Source organism: Flavobacterium sp. DSR2-3-3 (assembly GCF_049896585.1).
Taxonomy (GTDB): Bacteria; Bacteroidota; Bacteroidia; order Flavobacteriales; family Flavobacteriaceae; genus Flavobacterium.
This window is the reverse complement of the sequence record NZ_JAFCUP010000004.1, coordinates 1-20,015: the sequence shown is the minus strand read 5'-3', so window position 1 is coordinate 20,015 and position 20,015 is coordinate 1. Positions and strand designations below refer to the sequence as shown.

Annotated in this window: 16 protein-coding genes; 10 read left to right on the top strand and 6 right to left on the bottom strand. The window is 33.4% G+C overall.

What is annotated here, in order from left to right:
- Nucleotides 1–402 precede the first annotated feature (402 nt).
- Nucleotides 403–1,809 carry an APC family permease gene (locus ACP7AQ_RS06490; protein ID WP_426094871.1) on the bottom strand — a complete coding sequence of 469 codons (1,407 nt, stop codon included), beginning with the start codon at nt 1,807–1,809 and terminating at the stop codon, nt 403–405.
- Between the two features lie 520 nt (nt 1,810–2,329).
- On the opposite strand from ACP7AQ_RS06490, the gene ACP7AQ_RS06485 reads away from it, so the two are divergent.
- The 4 genes from ACP7AQ_RS06485 (at nt 2,330) to ACP7AQ_RS06470 (ending at nt 6,418) form a co-directional block, all read left to right on the top strand.
- On the top strand, nt 2,330–2,860 hold the full coding sequence (locus ACP7AQ_RS06485; protein ID WP_426094870.1) for a hypothetical protein: 531 nt from the start codon (nt 2,330–2,332) through the stop codon (nt 2,858–2,860).
- A gap of 175 nt (nt 2,861–3,035) precedes the next feature.
- Nucleotides 3,036–3,698, top strand: coding sequence for a hypothetical protein (locus tag ACP7AQ_RS06480; protein ID WP_426094869.1), 663 nt, complete (start codon nt 3,036–3,038; stop codon nt 3,696–3,698).
- 94 nt (nt 3,699–3,792) lie between these two features.
- Nucleotides 3,793–4,653: an NAD(P)-dependent oxidoreductase gene (locus ACP7AQ_RS06475; protein WP_426094868.1), complete on the top strand. Its 861-nt coding sequence runs from the start codon at nt 3,793–3,795 to the stop codon at nt 4,651–4,653.
- A gap of 136 nt (nt 4,654–4,789) precedes the next feature.
- Entirely contained in the window at nt 4,790–6,418 is a 1,629-nt protein-coding gene (locus ACP7AQ_RS06470) for a S41 family peptidase (protein ID WP_426094867.1), read from the top strand.
- Nucleotides 6,419–6,512: 94 nt separating this feature from the next.
- Here ACP7AQ_RS06470 and ACP7AQ_RS06465 read toward each other — a convergent pair whose 3' ends face one another.
- Nucleotides 6,513–6,740: a CDGSH iron-sulfur domain-containing protein gene (locus ACP7AQ_RS06465; RefSeq protein WP_426094866.1), complete on the bottom strand. Its 228-nt coding sequence runs from the start codon at nt 6,738–6,740 to the stop codon at nt 6,513–6,515.
- Between the two features lie 257 nt (nt 6,741–6,997).
- Between ACP7AQ_RS06465 and ACP7AQ_RS06460 the strand changes: the two genes are divergently transcribed.
- The 4 genes from ACP7AQ_RS06460 to ACP7AQ_RS06445 all read left to right on the top strand — a co-directional run bounded on the left by ACP7AQ_RS06460 (nt 6,998) and on the right by ACP7AQ_RS06445 (nt 10,905).
- Entirely contained in the window at nt 6,998–8,317 is a 1,320-nt protein-coding gene (locus tag ACP7AQ_RS06460) for a serine hydrolase domain-containing protein (protein ID WP_426094865.1), read from the top strand.
- A gap of 278 nt (nt 8,318–8,595) precedes the next feature.
- Nucleotides 8,596–9,648, top strand: coding sequence for a glycosyltransferase family 9 protein (locus ACP7AQ_RS06455; protein ID WP_426094864.1), 1,053 nt, complete (start codon nt 8,596–8,598; stop codon nt 9,646–9,648).
- Between the two features lie 83 nt (nt 9,649–9,731).
- Entirely contained in the window at nt 9,732–10,193 is a 462-nt protein-coding gene (locus ACP7AQ_RS06450) for a VOC family protein (protein ID WP_426091100.1), read from the top strand.
- 202 nt (nt 10,194–10,395) lie between these two features.
- Nucleotides 10,396–10,905 carry a pyridoxamine 5'-phosphate oxidase family protein gene (locus ACP7AQ_RS06445; RefSeq protein WP_426094863.1) on the top strand — a complete coding sequence of 170 codons (510 nt, stop codon included), beginning with the start codon at nt 10,396–10,398 and terminating at the stop codon, nt 10,903–10,905.
- A 64-nt stretch (nt 10,906–10,969) separates the two neighbouring features.
- Here ACP7AQ_RS06445 and ACP7AQ_RS06440 read toward each other — a convergent pair whose 3' ends face one another.
- From ACP7AQ_RS06440 to ACP7AQ_RS06425, 4 genes are all read right to left on the bottom strand, one after another.
- Nucleotides 10,970–12,466, bottom strand: coding sequence for a LysM peptidoglycan-binding domain-containing protein (locus tag ACP7AQ_RS06440; protein WP_426094862.1), 1,497 nt, complete (start codon nt 12,464–12,466; stop codon nt 10,970–10,972).
- Between the two features lie 714 nt (nt 12,467–13,180).
- Nucleotides 13,181–15,448: an aconitate hydratase gene (locus ACP7AQ_RS06435; RefSeq protein WP_426094861.1), complete on the bottom strand. Its 2,268-nt coding sequence runs from the start codon at nt 15,446–15,448 to the stop codon at nt 13,181–13,183.
- A gap of 273 nt (nt 15,449–15,721) precedes the next feature.
- Nucleotides 15,722–16,675 carry an AAA family ATPase gene (locus ACP7AQ_RS06430; protein WP_426094860.1) on the bottom strand — a complete coding sequence of 318 codons (954 nt, stop codon included), beginning with the start codon at nt 16,673–16,675 and terminating at the stop codon, nt 15,722–15,724.
- 117 nt (nt 16,676–16,792) lie between these two features.
- A complete protein-coding gene (locus tag ACP7AQ_RS06425; protein ID WP_426091096.1) occupies nt 16,793–18,223 on the bottom strand; it encodes a peptidylprolyl isomerase in 1,431 nt (476 codons plus the stop codon).
- A 1,229-nt stretch (nt 18,224–19,452) separates the two neighbouring features.
- Between ACP7AQ_RS06425 and ACP7AQ_RS06420 the strand changes: the two genes are divergently transcribed.
- Together ACP7AQ_RS06420 and ACP7AQ_RS06415 are read left to right on the top strand one after the other, a co-directional pair.
- Nucleotides 19,453–19,575 (top strand): hypothetical protein, encoded by a 123-nt coding sequence (locus ACP7AQ_RS06420; protein ID WP_426064400.1) that lies wholly within the window; start codon nt 19,453–19,455, stop codon nt 19,573–19,575.
- Nucleotides 19,576–19,722: 147 nt separating this feature from the next.
- Nucleotides 19,723–19,845 (top strand): hypothetical protein, encoded by a 123-nt coding sequence (locus ACP7AQ_RS06415; RefSeq protein ID WP_426064401.1) that lies wholly within the window; start codon nt 19,723–19,725, stop codon nt 19,843–19,845.
- Nucleotides 19,846–20,015: the final 170 nt, after the last annotated feature.

Sequence of the window (20,015 nt, the reverse complement as noted above, 5' to 3'; positions counted from 1 at the left end):
AAAGCAATAGCAACCCAACCTGAATTTAATAGAAAATCCGTCGCGTTATCAAAACGAGACGGATTTTTTTGTTTTGGTTTTTTTATTACATTGAATTAGCACGCAGATGACGCGGATTTAGCAGATTTTTTTATTAAGTGTTACTGTCATTATTGTACCGAATTGGCACGCGGATGACGCGGATTTAGCAGATTTTTTTATTAAGTGTTACTGTTATTATTATACCGAATTAACACGCAGATGACGCGGATTAAACAGATTTTCACTGATCTTCCCTGATTTTAAAAAAATCAAACTTGAAAAATGAATATATCAACCCTTCTACAATTCACGAAAAACCATTTACTTTTTACTTCTTACTTCTCACAATTCACTTCTCACAACTCACTTTTCACTAAAAAACTACTCCTTAGCTTTTGTCAAATAATACACCGGTATCCCAATCAACATTATCAAAACACCCCAACCACTGGTACTGGTTTTAGTATACAATAAAGCAATACAAATCGCCGTAGCAATAATTAGGTAAAGGCCTGGTAAAAATGGATATCCAAAAGCTTTGTACGGTCTTTCGGCATTTGGCATTTTCTTGCGCAGAATAAATATTCCTAGTATAGTAAGGATGTAAAATATCAAAACGATGATTACCACAAAATCTAATAAATCACCGTATTTCCCTGTTAAACACAACGCTGAAGCCCAAATACACTGAGCCCAGATAGACCAAGCCGGAACACTGGCTTTATTCAGTTCAGCTGCTTTCTTGAAGAAAACACCGTCTTGTGCCATCGTGTAATACACTCTGGCACCCGCCATAATCAATCCGTTATTGCAGGCAAAAGTCGAAATCATAATCATCACAGCAATAATTAATGTTCCCACCGAACCAAAAATACTTTGCGAAGCCACAACAGCAACACGATCAGATTCTGCCGTTGCTATTTCGTACAAAGGCACTACAGCCAAGTACATGAAATTAGCCAAAACATAAATCACACTTACAATTAAGGTTCCTAAAAATAAACTCAATCCCACATTGCGTTTTGGATTTTTTATTTCTCCGGCGATAAAAGTCACTCCTTCCCAAGCCACGCTGGAGAACATCGAACCTACTAATGCTGCCGAAATTCCAGATATCAAAGCCGTTCCGCTGATGGGCAACCACGAACCCGTTTCTACATTCAGTGTTTGCGACGTCCAGGCATTGGTCCAGTTTGCGTCCCACACTTCCGCTTTGGCAGCCATAAAACCAAAAATAATCAAACCTGCCAACGATAAAATTTTGATAACCGTCAGAACCGTTTGCAAAATCTTAGAGTTTTTCACACCACGGCTGTTGATGTAACTCAGCAAAATAATGGTGAAAATAGAAACAATCTGAGCCGCGTTGAGTTTGAAATCCCCTATTTCATATAAAATATTTTTATCACTTAAAGGTGCGTATAAATAGGCGGCAAATTTGGCAAAAGCCACGCCCACGGCAGCAATTGTACCGGTTTGTATCACTGCAAAAAAGCTCCAACCGTATAAAAAACCCACCAGTTTCCCGTAGGCTTCCTTGATGTACACATATTGACCACCCGCTTTTGGAAACATCGCGCTCAACTCGCCATAACTCACGGCGGCAATTACCGTAATGGAGCCAGTAAGCACCCACATCGCAATTAACCAACCGGCAGAACCTAATTGCCGAACCATATCCGAGCTTACAATAAATATCCCGGAACCTATCATAGAACCCACCACAAGCATGGTTCCGTCGAGCAGTCCTAATTCTCTTTTAAAATCGTCTGGTTTTTGGTCTTCCATATTCTTTGTTTTAGCGTTTTGGTTTTAGTTGGCTAAAGATATACTTTTTTTGGAAATTTCATAAAAGGAATGGGGAAAGTGACAGCAAAGTGAAAAGTGAATCGTGAGTGGTTAAGAGTGAGATTGTTCTTTTGGGCGTGACCCTGCAGTAGCTTCGTCGTTCCTCCTCGCCACATTGGGTCGGACGGTGCGCTGTAGCTTTATTTTCTTAAAGAAAGAAAATAAAGGATGCCGCTTCCCTCCCTCACGCAAACCACAATAATTATGACGTTTATTCTTTTCAAGAAAAATTGTAAGAAAAATTTAATATATTTGAGAAATATAGAGGAAAAGAAAGTTTCGCCAAGCCATCTATAATTGGGTGCATATACGAAGGTTTGTTTCGCCTATATATTAGTTGGTAGCAATCACCCAGCAGAATCAAGAATCCAAATCAATTTATAATCACCAAAAACTTAATAAAGACAATAGATTTAAAAACTTTTAGCATTTAATAAAACAATATAACATTCAAAAAAATATGTTTAAAAAAGTTTGGAGCGACCCCGTTTGGAGTAAAGTAATTTCTGCAATTATTATTGCAGTTGGAGGTTTTTTTATTTCCATTATTTATAGTGTAACTACAGAATTAACACTAAAACAATCATCTACTTTTCTGTGGAATTATCAAATAAAACTAGGTCCAACAATAATTGTAATAATTTTAAGCTTGTTAGTTTTAGCACTTATTCAAAGTATAACCCAAAAAAGTCCTTCCAAAATAGAAAAGTTAAAATCAAAATTTCATCAAAAATTTCGAAAAATTGATGATTCAGCTGATCCAATAACTTACAGATTCAACGCATATATAAGTTCATATACAAATTTCCCTTTTATTTCTGAACTTCGCGTTTATTGTACTGCACATAATGATGGAGAAAAATTAATGAGTTCTCATAGCGGATGTCCTAACCCAAATTGTAGCAAATACAGAATATCATTTGACCAAAATTTTTTAAAAACCCAAATTGAGACAAGCCTTCTAAAAGAGTGGGAAATTATGAATATGTAATTGTGACTGCTACCAACACACGCTACAAGCAATTTGGGCATTTGACTTAATGGAAAAATTGGTTTGTATTTAGAAGATTTGGCTAATCCGAAGATAAGGCTTAATTTAATCCCAAACTGCTTGTAGCGCGGGAAACGTTAGATGTTAATTAAAAAAACACTACTCAACTTCAACTATGAAAAAAATAATCATTTTACTTTTATTGAATATTTCACAATTTGCATTTTCTCAAAACATACGCGAAATAGATTCTGTTTCTATTATAATGTGTAATTCGTTAATAAATTCAGGATATATCAAAAATGATACTTTACGAATTAACTCTTTATATCAAGAGCAACTAAATCCATATCTAAAAACTTTAGAAAGTTCAAAAACTGAAAAATTTGGTGAGTTGTTATATTATAGGCTGCAAAGAAATTGCGTCGAATTTAGAGAGTTACTCGACCGTTTAGAACCTCCAAAAGAAAGTGTTACTAGAAAAACAATAAAACCAATTTCCAAATTGACAAAAAATCAAATTGAAAATTTCAAGAAACAAGTGAACTTTAAATATTTTGAAGCAAGTGGCGATATAACTTTATCTAATATGGAAAATGGAAAATGGATAGATAATTTTGCAGATAAAACTTATTCAAAACTCGATTACAATTGGATTAGCAATACCGAATTTGAACTAATCTTTATTGAAAGTAATAACGAAACTAGAAGCGGTTTTAGCATTGCAGGCGATAAGCTTGTTTATAATGTTATTTCCAAAGAAGCAGATTATTATTTAGTGAGTGTAAATATTCCCGGTCAACAAGAATTTGAAGAATTCAAGTTGTATATTAATTAATAAAATCACCTACCGCGCTGATATGCCACAATCGTTCGCGCAGTTTTTCAAACTGTGCCCATAATGTGCAGATAATATAAATAACACAAAAACTATGAAGACATTAAAATTAGGATGGACAGGCCTTGGCAACATGGGAAACCCAATGGTGATGAACCTACTCAAAGCGGGTTTTGAAGTTACTGTTTTTAATCGTACCAAAGAGAAAGAAGCACCATTACTGGCTGCAGGAGCAAAATCTGCCAGCAGTTTACAAGAACTTATAGAAAATTGCGACGTAATTTTGACGATGTTGTCCAATGATGCAGCCGTAAAAGAAGTTTTTGAGGGACCAACAGGTTTATTGTCTAAAACCACTCCTGGCAAAACCATCATCAATATGAGTACGGTTGCTCCAGAAACCTCGCGTTATTTAAACACCATTTGCAACCAACATAACGTACATTTCATAGATGCTCCCGTATCTGGAAGCGTAAAACCGGCACAAGACGGAACTTTGGTAATTCTAGTGGGTGCTTCAACTGAAGATTACGAATTAGCCAAACCCATATTTGATGTTTTGGGTAAAATTGCGATTCACGTAGGAGAACCTGGCGTGGCAAGTTCAGCTAAATTAGCCATTAATTACTTATTGGGACTAAATCTTCAAGGAATAGCCGAAACGGTTTTATTTGCCGAGAAAAACGGCGTAAGCAAAGAAGACATGCTCAACATCATCAATCAAGGCGCTTGCGGCAACGGAATCACGAATATAAAAACACCTTCCATTCTGAACGATTCCTATCCGGCAGCATTTGCGTTGAAACATTTAGTCAAAGACTTAAGACTGGCCAAAGAAGCCGGACTCGATTCTCCGTTGATTCAACCTTTGTATGACAGTTATGCCGCAGCAGAACAAGAAGGATTAGGCGATCAAGATGTTATGGCGATTATTAGCAGTTTAAAGAGTAAGTAACTTTTGGGTATTATTCTGGAAACCAAACTCCGCTTTGTTCTCTGAAAACCACAATAACAATGATTTAGTTCCTCGTTATTTATAAAAAAATACTAATATATTTGAAAGGCTATAAAATGAAATAAGTTTCGATAATATGAAAAAAACTTTTCTACTTCTAATTTTAATCTGCTTTAGTTTTAATCACCTAATTGCTCAACAAAAGATTTCAGTTACCGAAAAATTAGCTTCAATTGGTAAAATTTATGGTTTTTTAAAATATTATCATCCAGAAGTTGGAAAGGGTAAATATGATTGGGATAAAGAATTTATAAAATATCTGCCTCAAGTACTTGAAGCTAGCGACAAGGAATTTTTATCAAAAATTTATAGCAATTGGATTAATGTTTTGGGCACCATTGAAAAATGTAAAAATTGTGTTTCGGATCAACTTCTTTTTGATAAAAATTTCAACCTTTCTTGGACTCAAGATTCTGAGATTTTCAATACTGAACTGAAAGCAAAATTAAAATATATTGAAGAAAACAGATTTCAAGGAGAAAATTTCTATGTCACAACAGAACCTGTTGGAACTATTAAAGTTACAAATGAACCTGTTTATCAAAATTTTTCATATCCAAGTGAAGAATACAGATTGTTAGGCTTATTCAAATATTGGAATATCATTGAATATTTCTATCCTTACAAATATCTTACTGACCAAAAATGGGATTCTGTATTAACAGAAATGATTCCAAAATTTAGAAGTGCATCCAATAAAGAAGAATATCAGTCTCTCGTTAAAGAACTCATTGCAAAATTAGACGACACACACGCTTGGATAAGTTTTGATAACGAAAAGCCCAAGTATCTTCCTGTCAAAATTTCAAACATTGAAAATAAAGCGGTAGTTTCTGGTTTCTACAATGATTCTATTGCAAAAATCAACAATATAAAATTGGGCGATGTGATATTGAAAATTGATGATTTAGAGATTAAAAAAGAAACAGAAAAAAAATCAAAATATATTGCAGGCTCAAATGCAAATATTAAAATTCGACAGACTTACAACGAAATTCTTCTTGGAAAGAATAGTACCTCGACATTAACTATCGAAAGGAATAATCAAATCGAAAAAATTAAAGTTAATCGCTATAATTTCGACGACTTTAAATATTGGGACAACCCCACAGCTATTAAAACAAAGTCAATAAACGAAAAAATTGGTTATGTAAACATGGCAAGTATTAAAGGTGCTGATGTTTCTAATATATTTAAATCTTTTAAAAATAAAAAAACGATAATAATTGACTTGAGGAATTACCCCGCTTCTGTTTACAAATTGCTTTCAAAATATTTAAATTCTGAAAAAAGAGATTTCAGTAAAGTTTACAGTCCTAATATGGATTATCCGGGGAAGTTCCGTTATAAAGAGAATTTACAAACGGGTATAAAAAATAAAAATAATTTTAAAGGAAAAGTTATCCTTTTAGTAAATGATGAATCAATAAGTAAAGCAGAATTTACTGCTATGGCAATCCAAACGGCTGATAATGTAATTACCATTGGAAATCAAACAGCAGGTGCAGATGGAAACATAGTTGTTTTTGAGTACATTGGAGGGTACAAAACAGCAATCTCAGGTCTTGGAATTATGTATCCTGATAAAACCGAAACACAAAGAAAAGGAGTTAAAATTGATATAGAAATTAAACCAACAATTGAGGGTTTAAAACAAGGTCGAGATGAAATTTTAGAAAAGGCAATTGAATTAGGCTCTGAATAAAATAATAATACTTGCAATATCTAATCACAAACACAAAAAAAGCTAAATCCGTAAAGATTCAGCTTTTCTTGTTTAATCAAATCAGAAAACGATATTACTTCGTTTTCACCGGTGGCAAGTCAAATGCAGCTGATTCATGCTCAAAACCGTTGCGGTGGGCACCATCACAAAAAGGTTTGTTTGCTGACAATCCACAACGGCAAAGACCCAAAGCCGTTCTTCCTTCTAATCCGTATGTTTTTCCTTCCCAGTCTGTTATTTCGAAATCACCTTCTATTTTTATAGAACCATTGCGATTGATTGTTAGTTTTGTCTTGCTCATAATGCTATTTATATTTAGAGTCCAAAGATTGCAAAATATTTCAGGACCATTTCGCATTGCTGTGCTTTTTTTATGATTTCAAATCGTAATTTACATTAATTCTATTTTGCATAACCCGAAACCTAGGAAATTTGACTTGGCACGACTGCTCAGAAATGCACTCATTTTTTTACCAACAATCAGCTTATATAATCAAATTACCAAACAAATAATTGACTATTTTTAGAGCTTTAAATCAATTCATTAATCAAACTCTCATGAAAAACAAAATCGCAATCACCCTGTTTTTAGGATTTCTAATTACTACAAGCTACGCTCAAAAAATGAACATCGCCAAACTGGACAGTTTATTTCAGATTTTGGAAGCTAAAGATAAATTTATGGGCAGCATTGCTGTTTCACAAAACGGAACGCTACTTTATTCGAAATCCATTGGAATGGATGATATAGAAAGCAATAAAAAAGCAAGTAATTTGTCAAAATACCGTGTGGGTTCTATTTCAAAAATGTTTACTTCAACAATAATATTTAAAGCAATCGAAGAAAAAAAACTATCGTTGAAACAAACTATCGAAACTTTTTTCCCAAACATCGAACATGCAAATAAAATAACCATTAGTAATTTATTAAACCACCGAAGCGGCATTTATAATTTTACCAATGCGCCGGAATACATGAACTACAACACCCAACCAAAATCTGAAAAAGAAATGGTGGAAATAATTGCCAAAGGGAAAAGTATTTTTGAGCCTAACAGCAAAGCCGATTACAGCAACTCCAATTATGTTTTATTGAGTTACATTCTTGAGAAAATATACAAAAAGCCATTTAAAACTATTTTGAACGACAAAATTGTAAAACCCTTAGGCTTAAAAAACACCTATATTGGAGGTAAAATTAACATTCAAAACAACGAAAGCAATTCGTATTCTTTTTCTGAAAAATGGGTAAAAGAAACGGAAACCGATATGTCAATACCAATGGGAGCTGGCGCAGTGGTTTCTAACCCACAAGATTTGACGCTGTTTATTGAAAAGCTTTTCGCCAACGCCATAATCACCGAAAGTAGTTTGAAGCAAATGACAGCCTTACAAGAAAACTACGGAATGGGGATTTTCCAGTATCCGTTTTATGACAAGAAAAGCTTTGGTCATACCGGAGGAATTGATGAATTCAGATCGACTTTATCTTATTTTCCAGAAGACAAACTAGCTGTTGCTTTGACCTCTAACGGCAAAACTTACGACAATAATGACATTATGATTGCCGCTTTAAGCGCATATTACAACAAACCGTTTACAATTCCGACTTTTAAAATTATTGCGCTGAAAAGTGAAGATTTAGATCCATATTTAGGAGAATATTCTGATTCCGGATTTCCGATGAAAATTACAATCACAAAAGAAAATACTAAACTTTTTGCACAAGCAACAGGTCAATCTGCCTTTCCACTAGAACCTACTGAAAAAGATAGTTTCGAATTTATAATGGCAGGAATAAAATTAGAATTTAAACCAAATGAAAAGCAGATGATTTTAAAACAAGGCGGTGGAAAATTCACTTTGACGAAAAAATAAAAAGAATTTCGTAAGCGCCTATATGCATAAGAATTCTATCGTATACCTTTTACTAAATTTTGTATGTTCTATTCATGCAAACAAAATATTTTTCAACTGCACACAAGATTGGATTATATCAAAGGACGCAAACCACGATATTTCGATGTATATTGTACATTTGTCGAGACGAAGTACACCTTAGATTGTGAGTATACTGTAAAGCTAAAAACACCAACTATCAACATCAGATTCATTTTTAAACAAAAAAATTCACTTGTAAATCCTATTTTAACAGCATGAGTATCTTAAAAAAAGTAAATGTATTTCGAAGAATTGTAACACATGGATTAACCAAAAACATTGGCAGTTCACAAAAAAATTACAAAATAGATTTAACACAAAAAATCGAGATAAAAAGGGTTTTAATATCCAGACCTAATCACAGGCTGGGCAATTTATTACTCATTACGCCACTGGTACAAGATGTAATCACAACTTTTCCGGACTGTAAAATTGACTTGTTTGTAAAAGGTGGTTTAGCGCCAATTGTATTCAAAAATTACACGAACATCAATTTCATCATTGAACTTCCCAAAAAACCTTTCAAAGACTTAATTGATTATTTTAAGGTTTGGCTAAAAATTAAAAAGCAAAAATATGACATCGTCATAAATGTAGATAAAAACTCATCATCCGGGCGATTATCGGCACAATTTGCTGACGCCAAATACAAATTTTTTGGAGAAGTGGATGAAAACATGCCATTAAAATACAACGATTATGAGCACATTGCAAAATATCCCGTTTATGAATTCAGAAGCTTTTTAACCAAATTGGGTTTTCCTGAAAATGAAAATCCTGTACCATCCTTAGACCTAAAATTGACTGTTTCGGAAATAAATGAAGGTCAAAATATAGTAAAAGGCCTTACTAAAAATGAAAAAGAAACCATTTGTATATTTACTTATGCAACTTCTGATAAATGCTATTCAACTACTTGGTGGGAAGAATTTTACGAACGATTGAAAACAGAATACCAAGATTATAATATTATTGAAATCTTACCAGTTGAAAATATTTCACAAATAGGTTTTAAAGCAACTACTTTTTACAGTAAAGATGTTAGAGAAATTGCCTCCGTAATTGCGAACACTACACTTTTTATTGGTGCGGACAGCGGAATAATGCATTTAGCCAGTGCTGCAAAAACACCTACAATTGGACTTTTTTCACGTCAAAATATAAACATGTATAAACCGTACAACAATAATAGCGTAGCTATAGATACGAATACTGGCGATAAAGAAGACTGGGTTAAAACAATAAAGGCCGTAATTGCTAAAGTGTGATTACTGATCGAAAATAAAATTTAAGCGAAATAATTTAATGTAAAAAAGCAAATAATAAAACCACTTAATTATAATTTAATAACATGAAAACAAAATTTTTAATCCCTGTATTATTCGCCTGCATTTGTACCGGAAACCTTTGGGGACAAAGTCAAGATAACTTTACTTTAAAATTAGATCACATGGCGCTTTCAGTAAAAAATCTGGAAAAATCAGTTGCGTTTTATAAAAATGTTTTGAAACTTTCAGAAATTACCAACGGTACCAAAAAGGAAGGCATTCGATGGGTTTCTTTAGGAGAGGGAAAAGAATTGCACCTTGTTTCTACTATTAAAGAACCCGTTACTATAAACAAAGCGGTTCATTTGGCTTTTAAAGTCACTCATTTTGATTCATTGATACAAGTATTGAAATCCCAAAATATTATGTATTCTGACTGGCCGGGAACACTTTATAAAATCACTGTTCGCGCGGATGGGATCAAACAAATCTACCTTCAGGATCCTGATGGATACTGGATTGAGATTAATAGCGATGAGAAATAATATATTTTTTTTCAAAACTATTAACATCGTCCCATACTACCATTTTTAAGCATTTCAATTCGCGCTCACAACTTTTTTTCAATAAAAAATCTGCGAAAAATGAAACTTTTGTATTAAATTATGTAATAGATTTTGCTGTTTTGTCTCTTAACTTTGTAAAACAAATTTAAAATGTATTTCCATAAAAATAAAAATCAGGATCATGAGTGATAAAGCAAATGAGCACACAGTTGAAGGAATAGAAAAACTTAGAAGTCTGGTTGAGGAAATCAATACCTGTCTTTTTTGTACCAATCTCAAAACTAATGATGGAGCATCCACTAGACCCATGGGAGCCGTAAAAGTATGTGATGAAGGGAATATTTGGTTTTTCAGCCAAAAAGACAGCGATAAAAACAAAGAAGTAGAGCAAGATTCTAATGTTCAATTGTTTTTTGCACATCCTGGCAAAGGAAGTTATATGGTTGTGAATGGTGAAGCAACAATTACAACTGACCGTGAAAAAATAGAAGAACTTTGGTCTCCAGTAGTAAATATATGGTTTAAAGATGGTAAAAATGACCCTAATATTTCTCTCATTAAAGTAAAACCGACGAGTGCTTATTATTGGGACACGGACGGAAACCAAATGATTAATTTTCTAAAAATGGCTGCCTCTGTTGCAACAGGCAATAATTATATAAGTGGAACAGAGGGAGAAATAAAAATATAAATAAACAAAAAAGGGCTAAATGTTGGAGGGTTTTTGTAAGTAAATTGCTAAATTTTTGAGAAAATTATTGTAATACTCTGTTGATTTGAGAGAAATTTTTCTGATAATATTTTTCTTTTGTGGAAGAAATAATAACTCCATTACTCACCGAGGAGTGAATGAATTTAATTTCATCTTCACAAACTTCAACTACCATTCCTACATGATTAATCCGATTTCTGCCATTTGTTTTAAAGAAAATCAAATCACCTTTTTTAGCTTCTTGCGTATTAACTACTGTACCAATACTGGATTGTTCACGAGATGTTCTTGGTAATTTAATATCAAATGCTCCAAAAGTAGTACACATTAAACCAGAACAGTCAAATCCAGACTTTGTAGTTCCACCTGTGCGGTACCGTGAACCTATATTTTCAGACGCACGTTCTATCAACTGGTCTAAAAATTCATGACTGAACGTAGGAGTAACTGAATTATTAAAATCGATTTTGGTAATTTCTAAGGTAGTATTATCTTTTGAATCCGCACTCACAATTGCATCGTTATTGCTAATTATATTATTTGCTCGGATATTCAATGTGTAACCTACCGGAAGATTGTTTTTGACTTCAGGATTTTGTTTTTCTAATTCCTGAACTGTAATTCCGTACTGTTTTGCGATCGCATATTTAGTTTCTTTAGGCAACACCTCGCGCATAATTGTCTGTGACAAATTACTTTGAGATGTTTCGTTTTGAGAAACCAAATTAGTAACTGTTTTTTGCAAATCGGAAGATTTTGAAACTAAAGCTTCTTCTAATTTTGGCGTAATTGCTGGAAGTGTAGCAACAATTTTTGAAGTAATTTCAGGAAATTCTTTAGATTCTTGTACTGCTAAAACTATTTTAGTGCTTTCTAAAAAAGGTCCCGGAATATTAATTTTCTGACCAACTCTAAGTGCTTTTACTCCTATTCCCGGATTCGCTTTATCAAATTCCTTAATCGTGATTCCGTATTTTTTTGTGATGGAATACTTGGTTTCTTTTGGCAACACTTCCCAAGTAGATGTTGCTGGACTTGAAGTTGGAGTTTCGATTGAGAAAGAAGCAGTAGCTAATTCTTTTTTGGTTTCGGTTTCTTTTGCAACTGCTGAAGCTTTGGTTTCCGTCACAATAGCGTTGTCGGGAATATTTATTTTTTGACCAATTTTTAATTCTGAAGAAGCGAGTGTCGGATTGACTTGGTTTAATTCTTTAACGGAGATTCCGTATTGTTTTGCGATTCCGTAAAGTGTTTCTTTAGGTTGAACTTCGTGTTCTTTAGCGGAATGTTTTATTGCAATCTTGGTTTTATCGGTAGTCTTTTTTGTGGAAGCAATTGGAATTAATAAAACAGAATTGAGTTTTAAAAGATTCTTGGCATTGGGATTTAATTTAAAAATAGCGCTTTGTTTAACTTCATATTTCTCAGCGATACTCGATATTGTTTCCCCTTTTGTTATAGTGTGTTTTGTGATTTTTTCCTGTGAAAAAAGAACGATACTATTTAAAAAAATTAATGTTACTATTACTCTTAAACTCATATTCATTTATTTCAAATTACTTACCCCATTGTATTCTTCCTAGCGATTTCGGGATATAATTATTAAATTTCGCTTAGGCTTGCACTTTTATTATTTTATTCTATAAAACATAAAAAATCTTAATCTCTTTTGTAAAAAGAGGGAAGTAATATGTGCGTTTTATTATTTTGTTGATTTTTTTGTTCAAATTGCAAAAGCAATTTACAACATAACGCAAGACAATTGTAATTATGTTTGCGCAGAAAATAAATTATAGGAACAGAATCGATTAATATACCAATTCAATAAAATTTCAATAATAATTTTATTTTTCTTAATTGCTAATTTAAACTATAATATCAAAAAACGCTTCTTTTTTTTTAATTTTAACGTTGTTTTCATTTATTCGCTTCTTTTTTTGATTAATTCTAATCATTTTCAATTGAAAACTATTCGCTATTGAAAAATCATTTTTTTTGTTCAATCGTGATTTATCCGTGAATTTTTAGTTCCGGCTTAGCCCTGATAAAAGTGGAAAGCCTTATGAAGCAGAATTGCTTATTTTTCCTGAGAAAAAAAAGCGACTGAAAGAAGCTCTTTTTTTATCTTGGAAAAAAGCAATTGAGCGAAAAAGCTTGAAACGGTGAGCAGGAAATAGCTCCTAAAATAAATTGCAATTGAAACAAAAAACTCCCAAGTTTCCTTGAGAGTTTTAAAAATAAATTATTTAAATGCTTATGCTTTTCCAGCAGCAGCAATCAAGTTTAATGCTGAACCAGCAACGAACCAACCAATTTGTCCTTCATTATACGTATGGTTTGCCAAGATGATATCTTTAGTTCCATCAGCGTGAATGAATTCTAATGTTAATGGTTTTCCTGGAGCAAAATTAACTAAATCAGTGAAGTTGATCGTATCATCTTCCTGAATTCTATCATAATCTGCTTCGGTAGCAAACGTCAATCCTAAAAGACCTTGTTTTTTTAGGTTTGTTTCATGAATACGAGCAAATGATTTTACCAATACAGCTTTCACACCTAAGAAACGAGGTTCCATTGCGGCATGCTCACGGGAAGATCCTTCCCCGTAGTTGTGATCTCCAACAACAATTGAAGGAACGCCAGCTGCTTTGTAAGCACGTGCTACAGCAGGAACTGCATCATAAGTACCAGTCAACTGATTTTTAACTGTATTTGGTTTTTGGTTGAACGCATTGATTGCACCAATCAACATATTATTAGAAATATTATCTAAATGCCCACGGAAACGCAACCATGGTCCAGCCATAGAGATGTGATCTGTTGTACATTTTCCGAAAGCTTTGATAAGCAATTTAGCATCTGTGATGTTTTTTCCATCCCAAGGCAAGAAAGGAGCTAACAATTGCAATCTTTCCGAAGTTTCACTTACAGAAACCTCAACACCTGAACCGTCTTCGGCTGGAGCCTGAAAACCTGGGTCTTCAGCATCAAAACCTTTTGGCGGCAATTCATTTCCTGTTGGAGCGTCCAGTTTTACTTCTTCTCCATTTTCATTGATTAACGAATCAGTCAATGGATTGAAACCTAAATCTCCAGCAATTGCTAAAGCGGTTACCAACTCAGGTGAACCTACAAAAGCCAAAGTGTTTGGATTTCCATCAGCACGTTTTGAGAAGTTACGGTTGAAAGAGTGAACGATTGTGTTGCGTTCTTCTTTTTCAGCTCCTTCTCTGTCCCACATTCCGATACATGGTCCGCAAGCGTTGGCAAAAACAGTTGCTCCCATTTTATCGAAAATATCGATAAATCCGTCACGTTCTATCGTATAACGCACTACTTCAGAACCTGGCGTAATGGTAAATTGAGATTTTATTTTTAAATTTTTATCGGTAACTTGTTTAGCCAAAGAAGCTGCACGAGCGATATCTTCGTACGAAGAGTTCGTACAAGAACCAATCAAACCAACTTCGATTTTTAAAGGCCAGTTATTTTTGATTGCTTCCTCTTTCATTTTAGAAATTGGAGTCGCTAAATCCGGCGTATAAGGACCGTTTAAATGAGGCTCTAATTCATCCAAGTTGATTTCGATAACTTGATCAAAATACAATTCTGGATTCGCATATACTTCAGCATCACCTGTTAAGTAAGGAGCAATTTTATCGGCTGCATCAGCAACATCAGCTCTGTTAGTTGAACGTAAATAACGGCTCATAGAATCGTCATAACCAAATGTAGAAGTGGTAGCACCAATTTCGGCACCCATATTACAGATAGTTCCTTTTCCAGTACAAGACATAGAAGTAGCTCCTTCACCAAAATATTCAACGATAGCTCCTGTTCCACCTTTTACAGTAAGAATTCCTGCGACTTTAAGAATAACATCTTTTGGAGCTGTCCAACCTGAAAGTTTTCCAGTCAATTTTACTCCAATTAATTTAGGAAATTTTAATTCCCAAGCCATTCCCGACATAACATCAACAGCATCAGCACCACCTACTCCAATTGCAACCATTCCTAAACCACCTGCATTTACAGTGTGAGAATCGGTACCAATCATCATTCCACCTGGAAAAGCATAATTTTCAAGAACCACTTGGTGAATAATACCTGCTCCTGGTTTCCAGAAACCAATTCCGTACTTATTTGATACTGATGAAAGAAATTCAAATACTTCATTACTTTGCGTTTTTGCTCTGGCCAAATCGGTTACAGCATCAACTTTAGCTTGAATCAAGTGATCACAATGCACCGTAGTAGGAACAGCCACTTTAGATTTTCCGGCATGCATGAATTGCAACAATGCCATTTGAGCCGTTGCATCTTGACAAGCAACTCTGTCTGGTGCAAAATCAACATAATCTGCACCCCTTATAAAAGCTTGAGACGGCATTCCATCCCAAAGGTGATTGTACAAAATTTTCTCTGTTAAAGTAAGTGGACGCCCAACAATTTCGCGTGCTTTATCAACACGGGTTGTCATGTTGTCGTACACTTTTTTAATCATTTCAATATCAAAAGCCATAATGTGTAGGGATTGTTTGTTATATGTAATGCAAATTTAAGTATTTAAGATGAGAATTAAAAAGAATTTAATGAAACTCACCTTTCTAAAAATTATTATTATAAAAAAACCGATTTCACTGCATTAAATTGAGAAAATAATAGATTTTCGATATAATTTTAAATAATTGACAATTTAGAATCCTTTTTTTAACAAAATCTAAATTATACTTCTTTTAAAAACAGTCAAAAACCCCTTAGCTATATCGATTTCTTTCAACTAATTTAGGAAGGATTAAAGCAACTTAGCAATGATCATTTCTTCGGTAATTCCTTCGGCATCGGCTTTATAGTTTTTAATAATTCGATGACGCAAAATACCAGTTGCCACGGCTTTAACATCTTCTATATCCGGAGAAAATTTTCCGTTAAAAGCAGCATTGGCTTTGGCTGCCAAAATCAAATTTTGCGATGCTCTCGGCCCTGCTCCCCAGTCGATATAATTTTTCACAAACTCATTTGACAATGAATTATCAGGGCGGGTCTTACTCACTAATGTTACCGCATATTCAATTACATTATCAGCCACAGGAATTCTGCGGATCAAATGTTGAAAATCAATTATTTCCTGAGCAGTGAACAAAGGATTTATCGTGTTTTGTATATCCGAAGTAGTTTGTTTCACCACTTGAACTTCTTCTGCAAAAGAAGGATATTCCAGTTTTATCGCAAACATAAAGCGATCTAATTGGGCCTCAGGTAGCGGATAAGTACCTTCCTGCTCAATAGGATTTTGAGTTGCCAAAACAAAATAAGGTAAATCTAATTTATAATTTTCACCCGCGAGAGTAACGGAACGCTCCTGCATAGCTTCTAGTAAAGCAGCCTGCGTTTTTGGAGGCGTGCGGTTAATCTCGTCTGCCAGAACAATATTCGAAAAAATAGGTCCTTTTATAAATTTGAAATGACGGTTTTCATCTAATATTTCACTTCCTAATATATCTGAAGGCATTAAATCTGGCGTAAACTGAATTCTTTTAAAATTAAGTCCCAATGCTTGCGCCAGCGTATTTACCATCAATGTTTTAGCCAATCCGGGAACACCTACCAATAAAGCATGACCACCAGAAAAAATACAAAGTAAGATTTGATCTACCACTACATCCTGACCTACAATGATTTTTGCGATTTCTTTTTTCAGCTCGTTCCTTTTTTGAACTAAGTTATGTATTGCTGCTACGTCTGACATGTATGAAGTATTTAAAATTAAAAAGAGTTAGCATTATGAAATCATAAAACTAACTCTTTTTATTTATTTAACGAAAACTTTTTTGTTGCTAATCAACCCTCAAGGGTAAAAAGAATTCTATTTTTTTAGCCAATTATTGGTAAAAGTACAATCTCTATATTCACCAATAATTTTAACATATGTTTCTTTTATTTTCTCATCAAACCATTTGCCAATAGCAGTAATTCGTTTGTCTTTCAAAGCCAATTCTTTAATTTTGATGTAATCTTTAGCATAATCTGCTGCATGCTCATCAATTCTGTTGGTTACGGTAATTAATTTGAATTTTTTCTTTCCTTCTTCTCCTTGGTCTAAAATTGGAACCGAAATTTCATTTTCTTTTAAATTAGAAACCTGACTGTAAAATGCAGGATCCATTTTGGTCATTTCAAAACGCGTATCCTGCGTTTGTGGATTAATTAACGCACCACCATTCGCTCTTGTTTCTTTTTCATCAGATAATGTTCTGGCTGCTTCCGCAAAAGTAATTTCCTTGTCTTCGATTCTTTTTTTAATCAAAGTTACTTTTTCTTTCGCTTCATTTAGAGCCGTTTCAGTTACTGTTGGAGACAATAATATATGACGCAATTCAACTTCTTGTCCTTTTATCTTTTCTATGTAAATAATGTGGTACCCAAAATCCGTTTCAAAAGGAGCTGAAATTTCACCCTCTGCTAAACTAAAAGCAACGTCTTTGAATTCTTTTACAAATGGTGTTTTACGGTTCATTTTGTAGAATCCCCCATTTGACCTAGATCCTGGGTCTTGCGAATACAAAACTGCTTTCGTTGAAAAACTGGAACCTTCTTCTATTTCTTTTTTGAAACCATTCAATCTGTCAATCACTTTTTGCTTGTCCTCTGCAGAAACTTTAGGAGTAACAACAATTTGCGATACTTCTAATTCCACGCCAAAGAATGGAAGATCATCTTTTGGAATTGTTTTGAAATAATTACGAACCTCTTCAGGAGTAATTTCTACAGCATCAACAATTTTCTTTTGCATTTCTGATGTCAACTTCCCTTCCTTTAAAATATCAGAGAAATAAGTTCTAAATTCTTCCTCAGAATCCTTTTTGTAAAATTGTACCACTTTTTCCATAGAGCCGATTTTCTCTATCATGTAGTTCAAACGGTCTTCCAACATACCTTTCACCTCGGCATCAGTAACTACAATACTGTCCTGAATCGCCTGATGCGCATATAATTTATCTTCTAATAATTTCCCTAACATCTGACATCTTGTAATGTCTTTTACAGATCCGCCTCCAGCTGAAATTTCAAGATACGACTTGTCAATATCTGAATCTAAAATAATGTAATCGCCAACAGTAGCAATAACACCATCAATTTTTTGTTTTCCAGTTGACTGAATTTTTTTAATCGGGGCAACCACTGAGTCCTTAATAATTTCTTGCGCACTTGTTATAACGCCCGTAAAAAGCAAAAGGAAAAAAGTAAGTGCAATTTTATTATTAATGAATTTCATTTGTATTTTATTTATTGGCATTGTTATAATTTGTATTGATTGTAAAACATTCCTACTCCGTTATCTTTTAACCTCTTTGTAAAAAACCAAATAATTTTTGCAAATATACACTTTAAGAATAAAAAATGGAATTGAATTTTATAATACAATTCTCCTTGATTCTTTAAACTTAAAACGAACAAAAATAGCAATTCAATTACATAATACAAGTTTCCTAACTACTATTAACAAAAAATTATATACGCTTTTATTTATTGACTTCTTAAGTTCCTAAACCATCAAGATACTGAATGTTAAATGAAAAAAAAGTTAAATACTAATTGTATTTTCTTGAATCTTGACTGCATAAATTTTAGACTATTTTTTTTAGTTATTTCTGATTTTACTACAAATATTTTTCTCTTTACAATATTCTTTTTACAAAAAAAAAGACCTGAATTTTAAAAATCTAATACCTAGACGCTTTAAATCCTAAAAAAAGATTTCAGAATTCTCATTAACAGCCCTTTATTTTAAAATATTGTAAATACTACAACGTTTCTGGAAAGAAAGAAAATAGTTCCGACAACCATCTTGTAAGAATGCATAAAAAGTTGCTGTTTTATCCAAAAAATAAAAATAAAAAACAAACGTAGGTAATTGTAAATACTGTTTATTTTGTTTTCAAACGTAAACAAGTTCATAAACAAAAGAGAAACAAATTAATTATGTTTTACTTTAATTGTTACAACCCAACAACAAGTAATTAACCTAAATTACTTTATTTGAAAAAACAAATTTTAAAAGCTTCCTGATTAACTAACCACGGTACTTATAGGCCTTTACTTGTGTAATTCAAATGATGATCTCACAACCAATTATACAGAAGCGGTTGGACAATCTAATGTTACAAACATTATAAAGCACGATGGACGTCCATTCAACGTGTGTAAACAAACCTTACAGCAAATGGAAAATATATGGTAAATCCGCGTGGTGGCGTTATGGTGAAAGCTTTTTGTTGGGATTTACCAGCGTGTAGAACGTGGTAGAATACCCTTGCCGCAAAAATAATTACCTAGTCAAAGTATCGATATTGGTTTCATCTGCTTCCTCCAGTTTCAAAACCTCAAAACGGACCGGTTACTATGGGTTGAGAGGCTAGTAGTTATTTCGATTTTGGAAATTAAAATCAAAATGGAACAATAGAAATAAGATTTGATTGCGGTAAGGACTTATTAAGTTTAATCACAAAAGTGTATCCTTAAAACATGCAGGTCAACGCTAATGTAGTCCTGAACCGCAACATTGGCGGACAATTAGAAAACAATTCATTTATAGAAATACAAACGTACACTAATTTTACCGGTGTCGCTTTTGGAAAATTCAAATAAAATAGAAGTAATTTTTATAAAAATTCTTATGGGAGTAATGATTAAGGCGCTTTTGGAGGATTTTTAAATTAAGCACATGTAGTTCCAAATATACAAGACGGGCTTTGGAAAAGAGCAGACCGAGTAGGTAATTAGTGTAAAAATACAATGAAATTTGATGGCTGGAGATTTGATTACGCAAAAGTTTTTGCTCTTTGGATTATCAAAGACTGGAACGCAAACGTCGGTGGTTTGTTGGTTACCGAATGCGGTAATCCAACGTCAACATAATAAACGACTGGTATAATTATACCAACAGTTCAATTTTTAATTTTGCCTGTTATTTAAAAAGCAGGATTCAAGTTATAAATGCAACTTTTTGATTAAACATAAAATTAGGTGTTTCAAAATTAAATCTTTTTCTTGGTCTATTGTTTAATTTCTCTTGTATTTCTATAATT

Coding starts and splice junctions, on each gene's coding strand:
- ACP7AQ_RS06450 (WP_426091100.1), top strand. CDS start 9,732: ATGAAAACAAAATTTTTAATCCCTGTATTATTCGCCTGCATTTGTACC.
- ACP7AQ_RS06485 (WP_426094870.1), top strand. CDS start 2,330: ATGTTTAAAAAAGTTTGGAGCGACCCCGTTTGGAGTAAAGTAATTTCT.
- ACP7AQ_RS06470 (WP_426094867.1), top strand. CDS start 4,790: ATGAAAAAAACTTTTCTACTTCTAATTTTAATCTGCTTTAGTTTTAAT.
- ACP7AQ_RS06460 (WP_426094865.1), top strand. CDS start 6,998: ATGAAAAACAAAATCGCAATCACCCTGTTTTTAGGATTTCTAATTACT.
- ACP7AQ_RS06435 (WP_426094861.1), bottom strand. CDS start 15,448: ATGGCTTTTGATATTGAAATGATTAAAAAAGTGTACGACAACATGACA.
- ACP7AQ_RS06415 (WP_426064401.1), top strand. CDS start 19,723: ATGAAATTTGATGGCTGGAGATTTGATTACGCAAAAGTTTTTGCTCTT.
- ACP7AQ_RS06455 (WP_426094864.1), top strand. CDS start 8,596: ATGAGTATCTTAAAAAAAGTAAATGTATTTCGAAGAATTGTAACACAT.
- ACP7AQ_RS06425 (WP_426091096.1), bottom strand. CDS start 18,223: ATGCCAATAAATAAAATACAAATGAAATTCATTAATAATAAAATTGCA.
- ACP7AQ_RS06440 (WP_426094862.1), bottom strand. CDS start 12,466: ATGAGTTTAAGAGTAATAGTAACATTAATTTTTTTAAATAGTATCGTT.
- ACP7AQ_RS06420 (WP_426064400.1), top strand. CDS start 19,453: ATGCAGGTCAACGCTAATGTAGTCCTGAACCGCAACATTGGCGGACAA.
- ACP7AQ_RS06430 (WP_426094860.1), bottom strand. CDS start 16,675: ATGTCAGACGTAGCAGCAATACATAACTTAGTTCAAAAAAGGAACGAG.
- ACP7AQ_RS06490 (WP_426094871.1), bottom strand. CDS start 1,809: ATGGAAGACCAAAAACCAGACGATTTTAAAAGAGAATTAGGACTGCTC.
- ACP7AQ_RS06465 (WP_426094866.1), bottom strand. CDS start 6,740: ATGAGCAAGACAAAACTAACAATCAATCGCAATGGTTCTATAAAAATA.
- ACP7AQ_RS06475 (WP_426094868.1), top strand. CDS start 3,793: ATGAAGACATTAAAATTAGGATGGACAGGCCTTGGCAACATGGGAAAC.
- ACP7AQ_RS06445 (WP_426094863.1), top strand. CDS start 10,396: ATGAGTGATAAAGCAAATGAGCACACAGTTGAAGGAATAGAAAAACTT.
- ACP7AQ_RS06480 (WP_426094869.1), top strand. CDS start 3,036: ATGAAAAAAATAATCATTTTACTTTTATTGAATATTTCACAATTTGCA.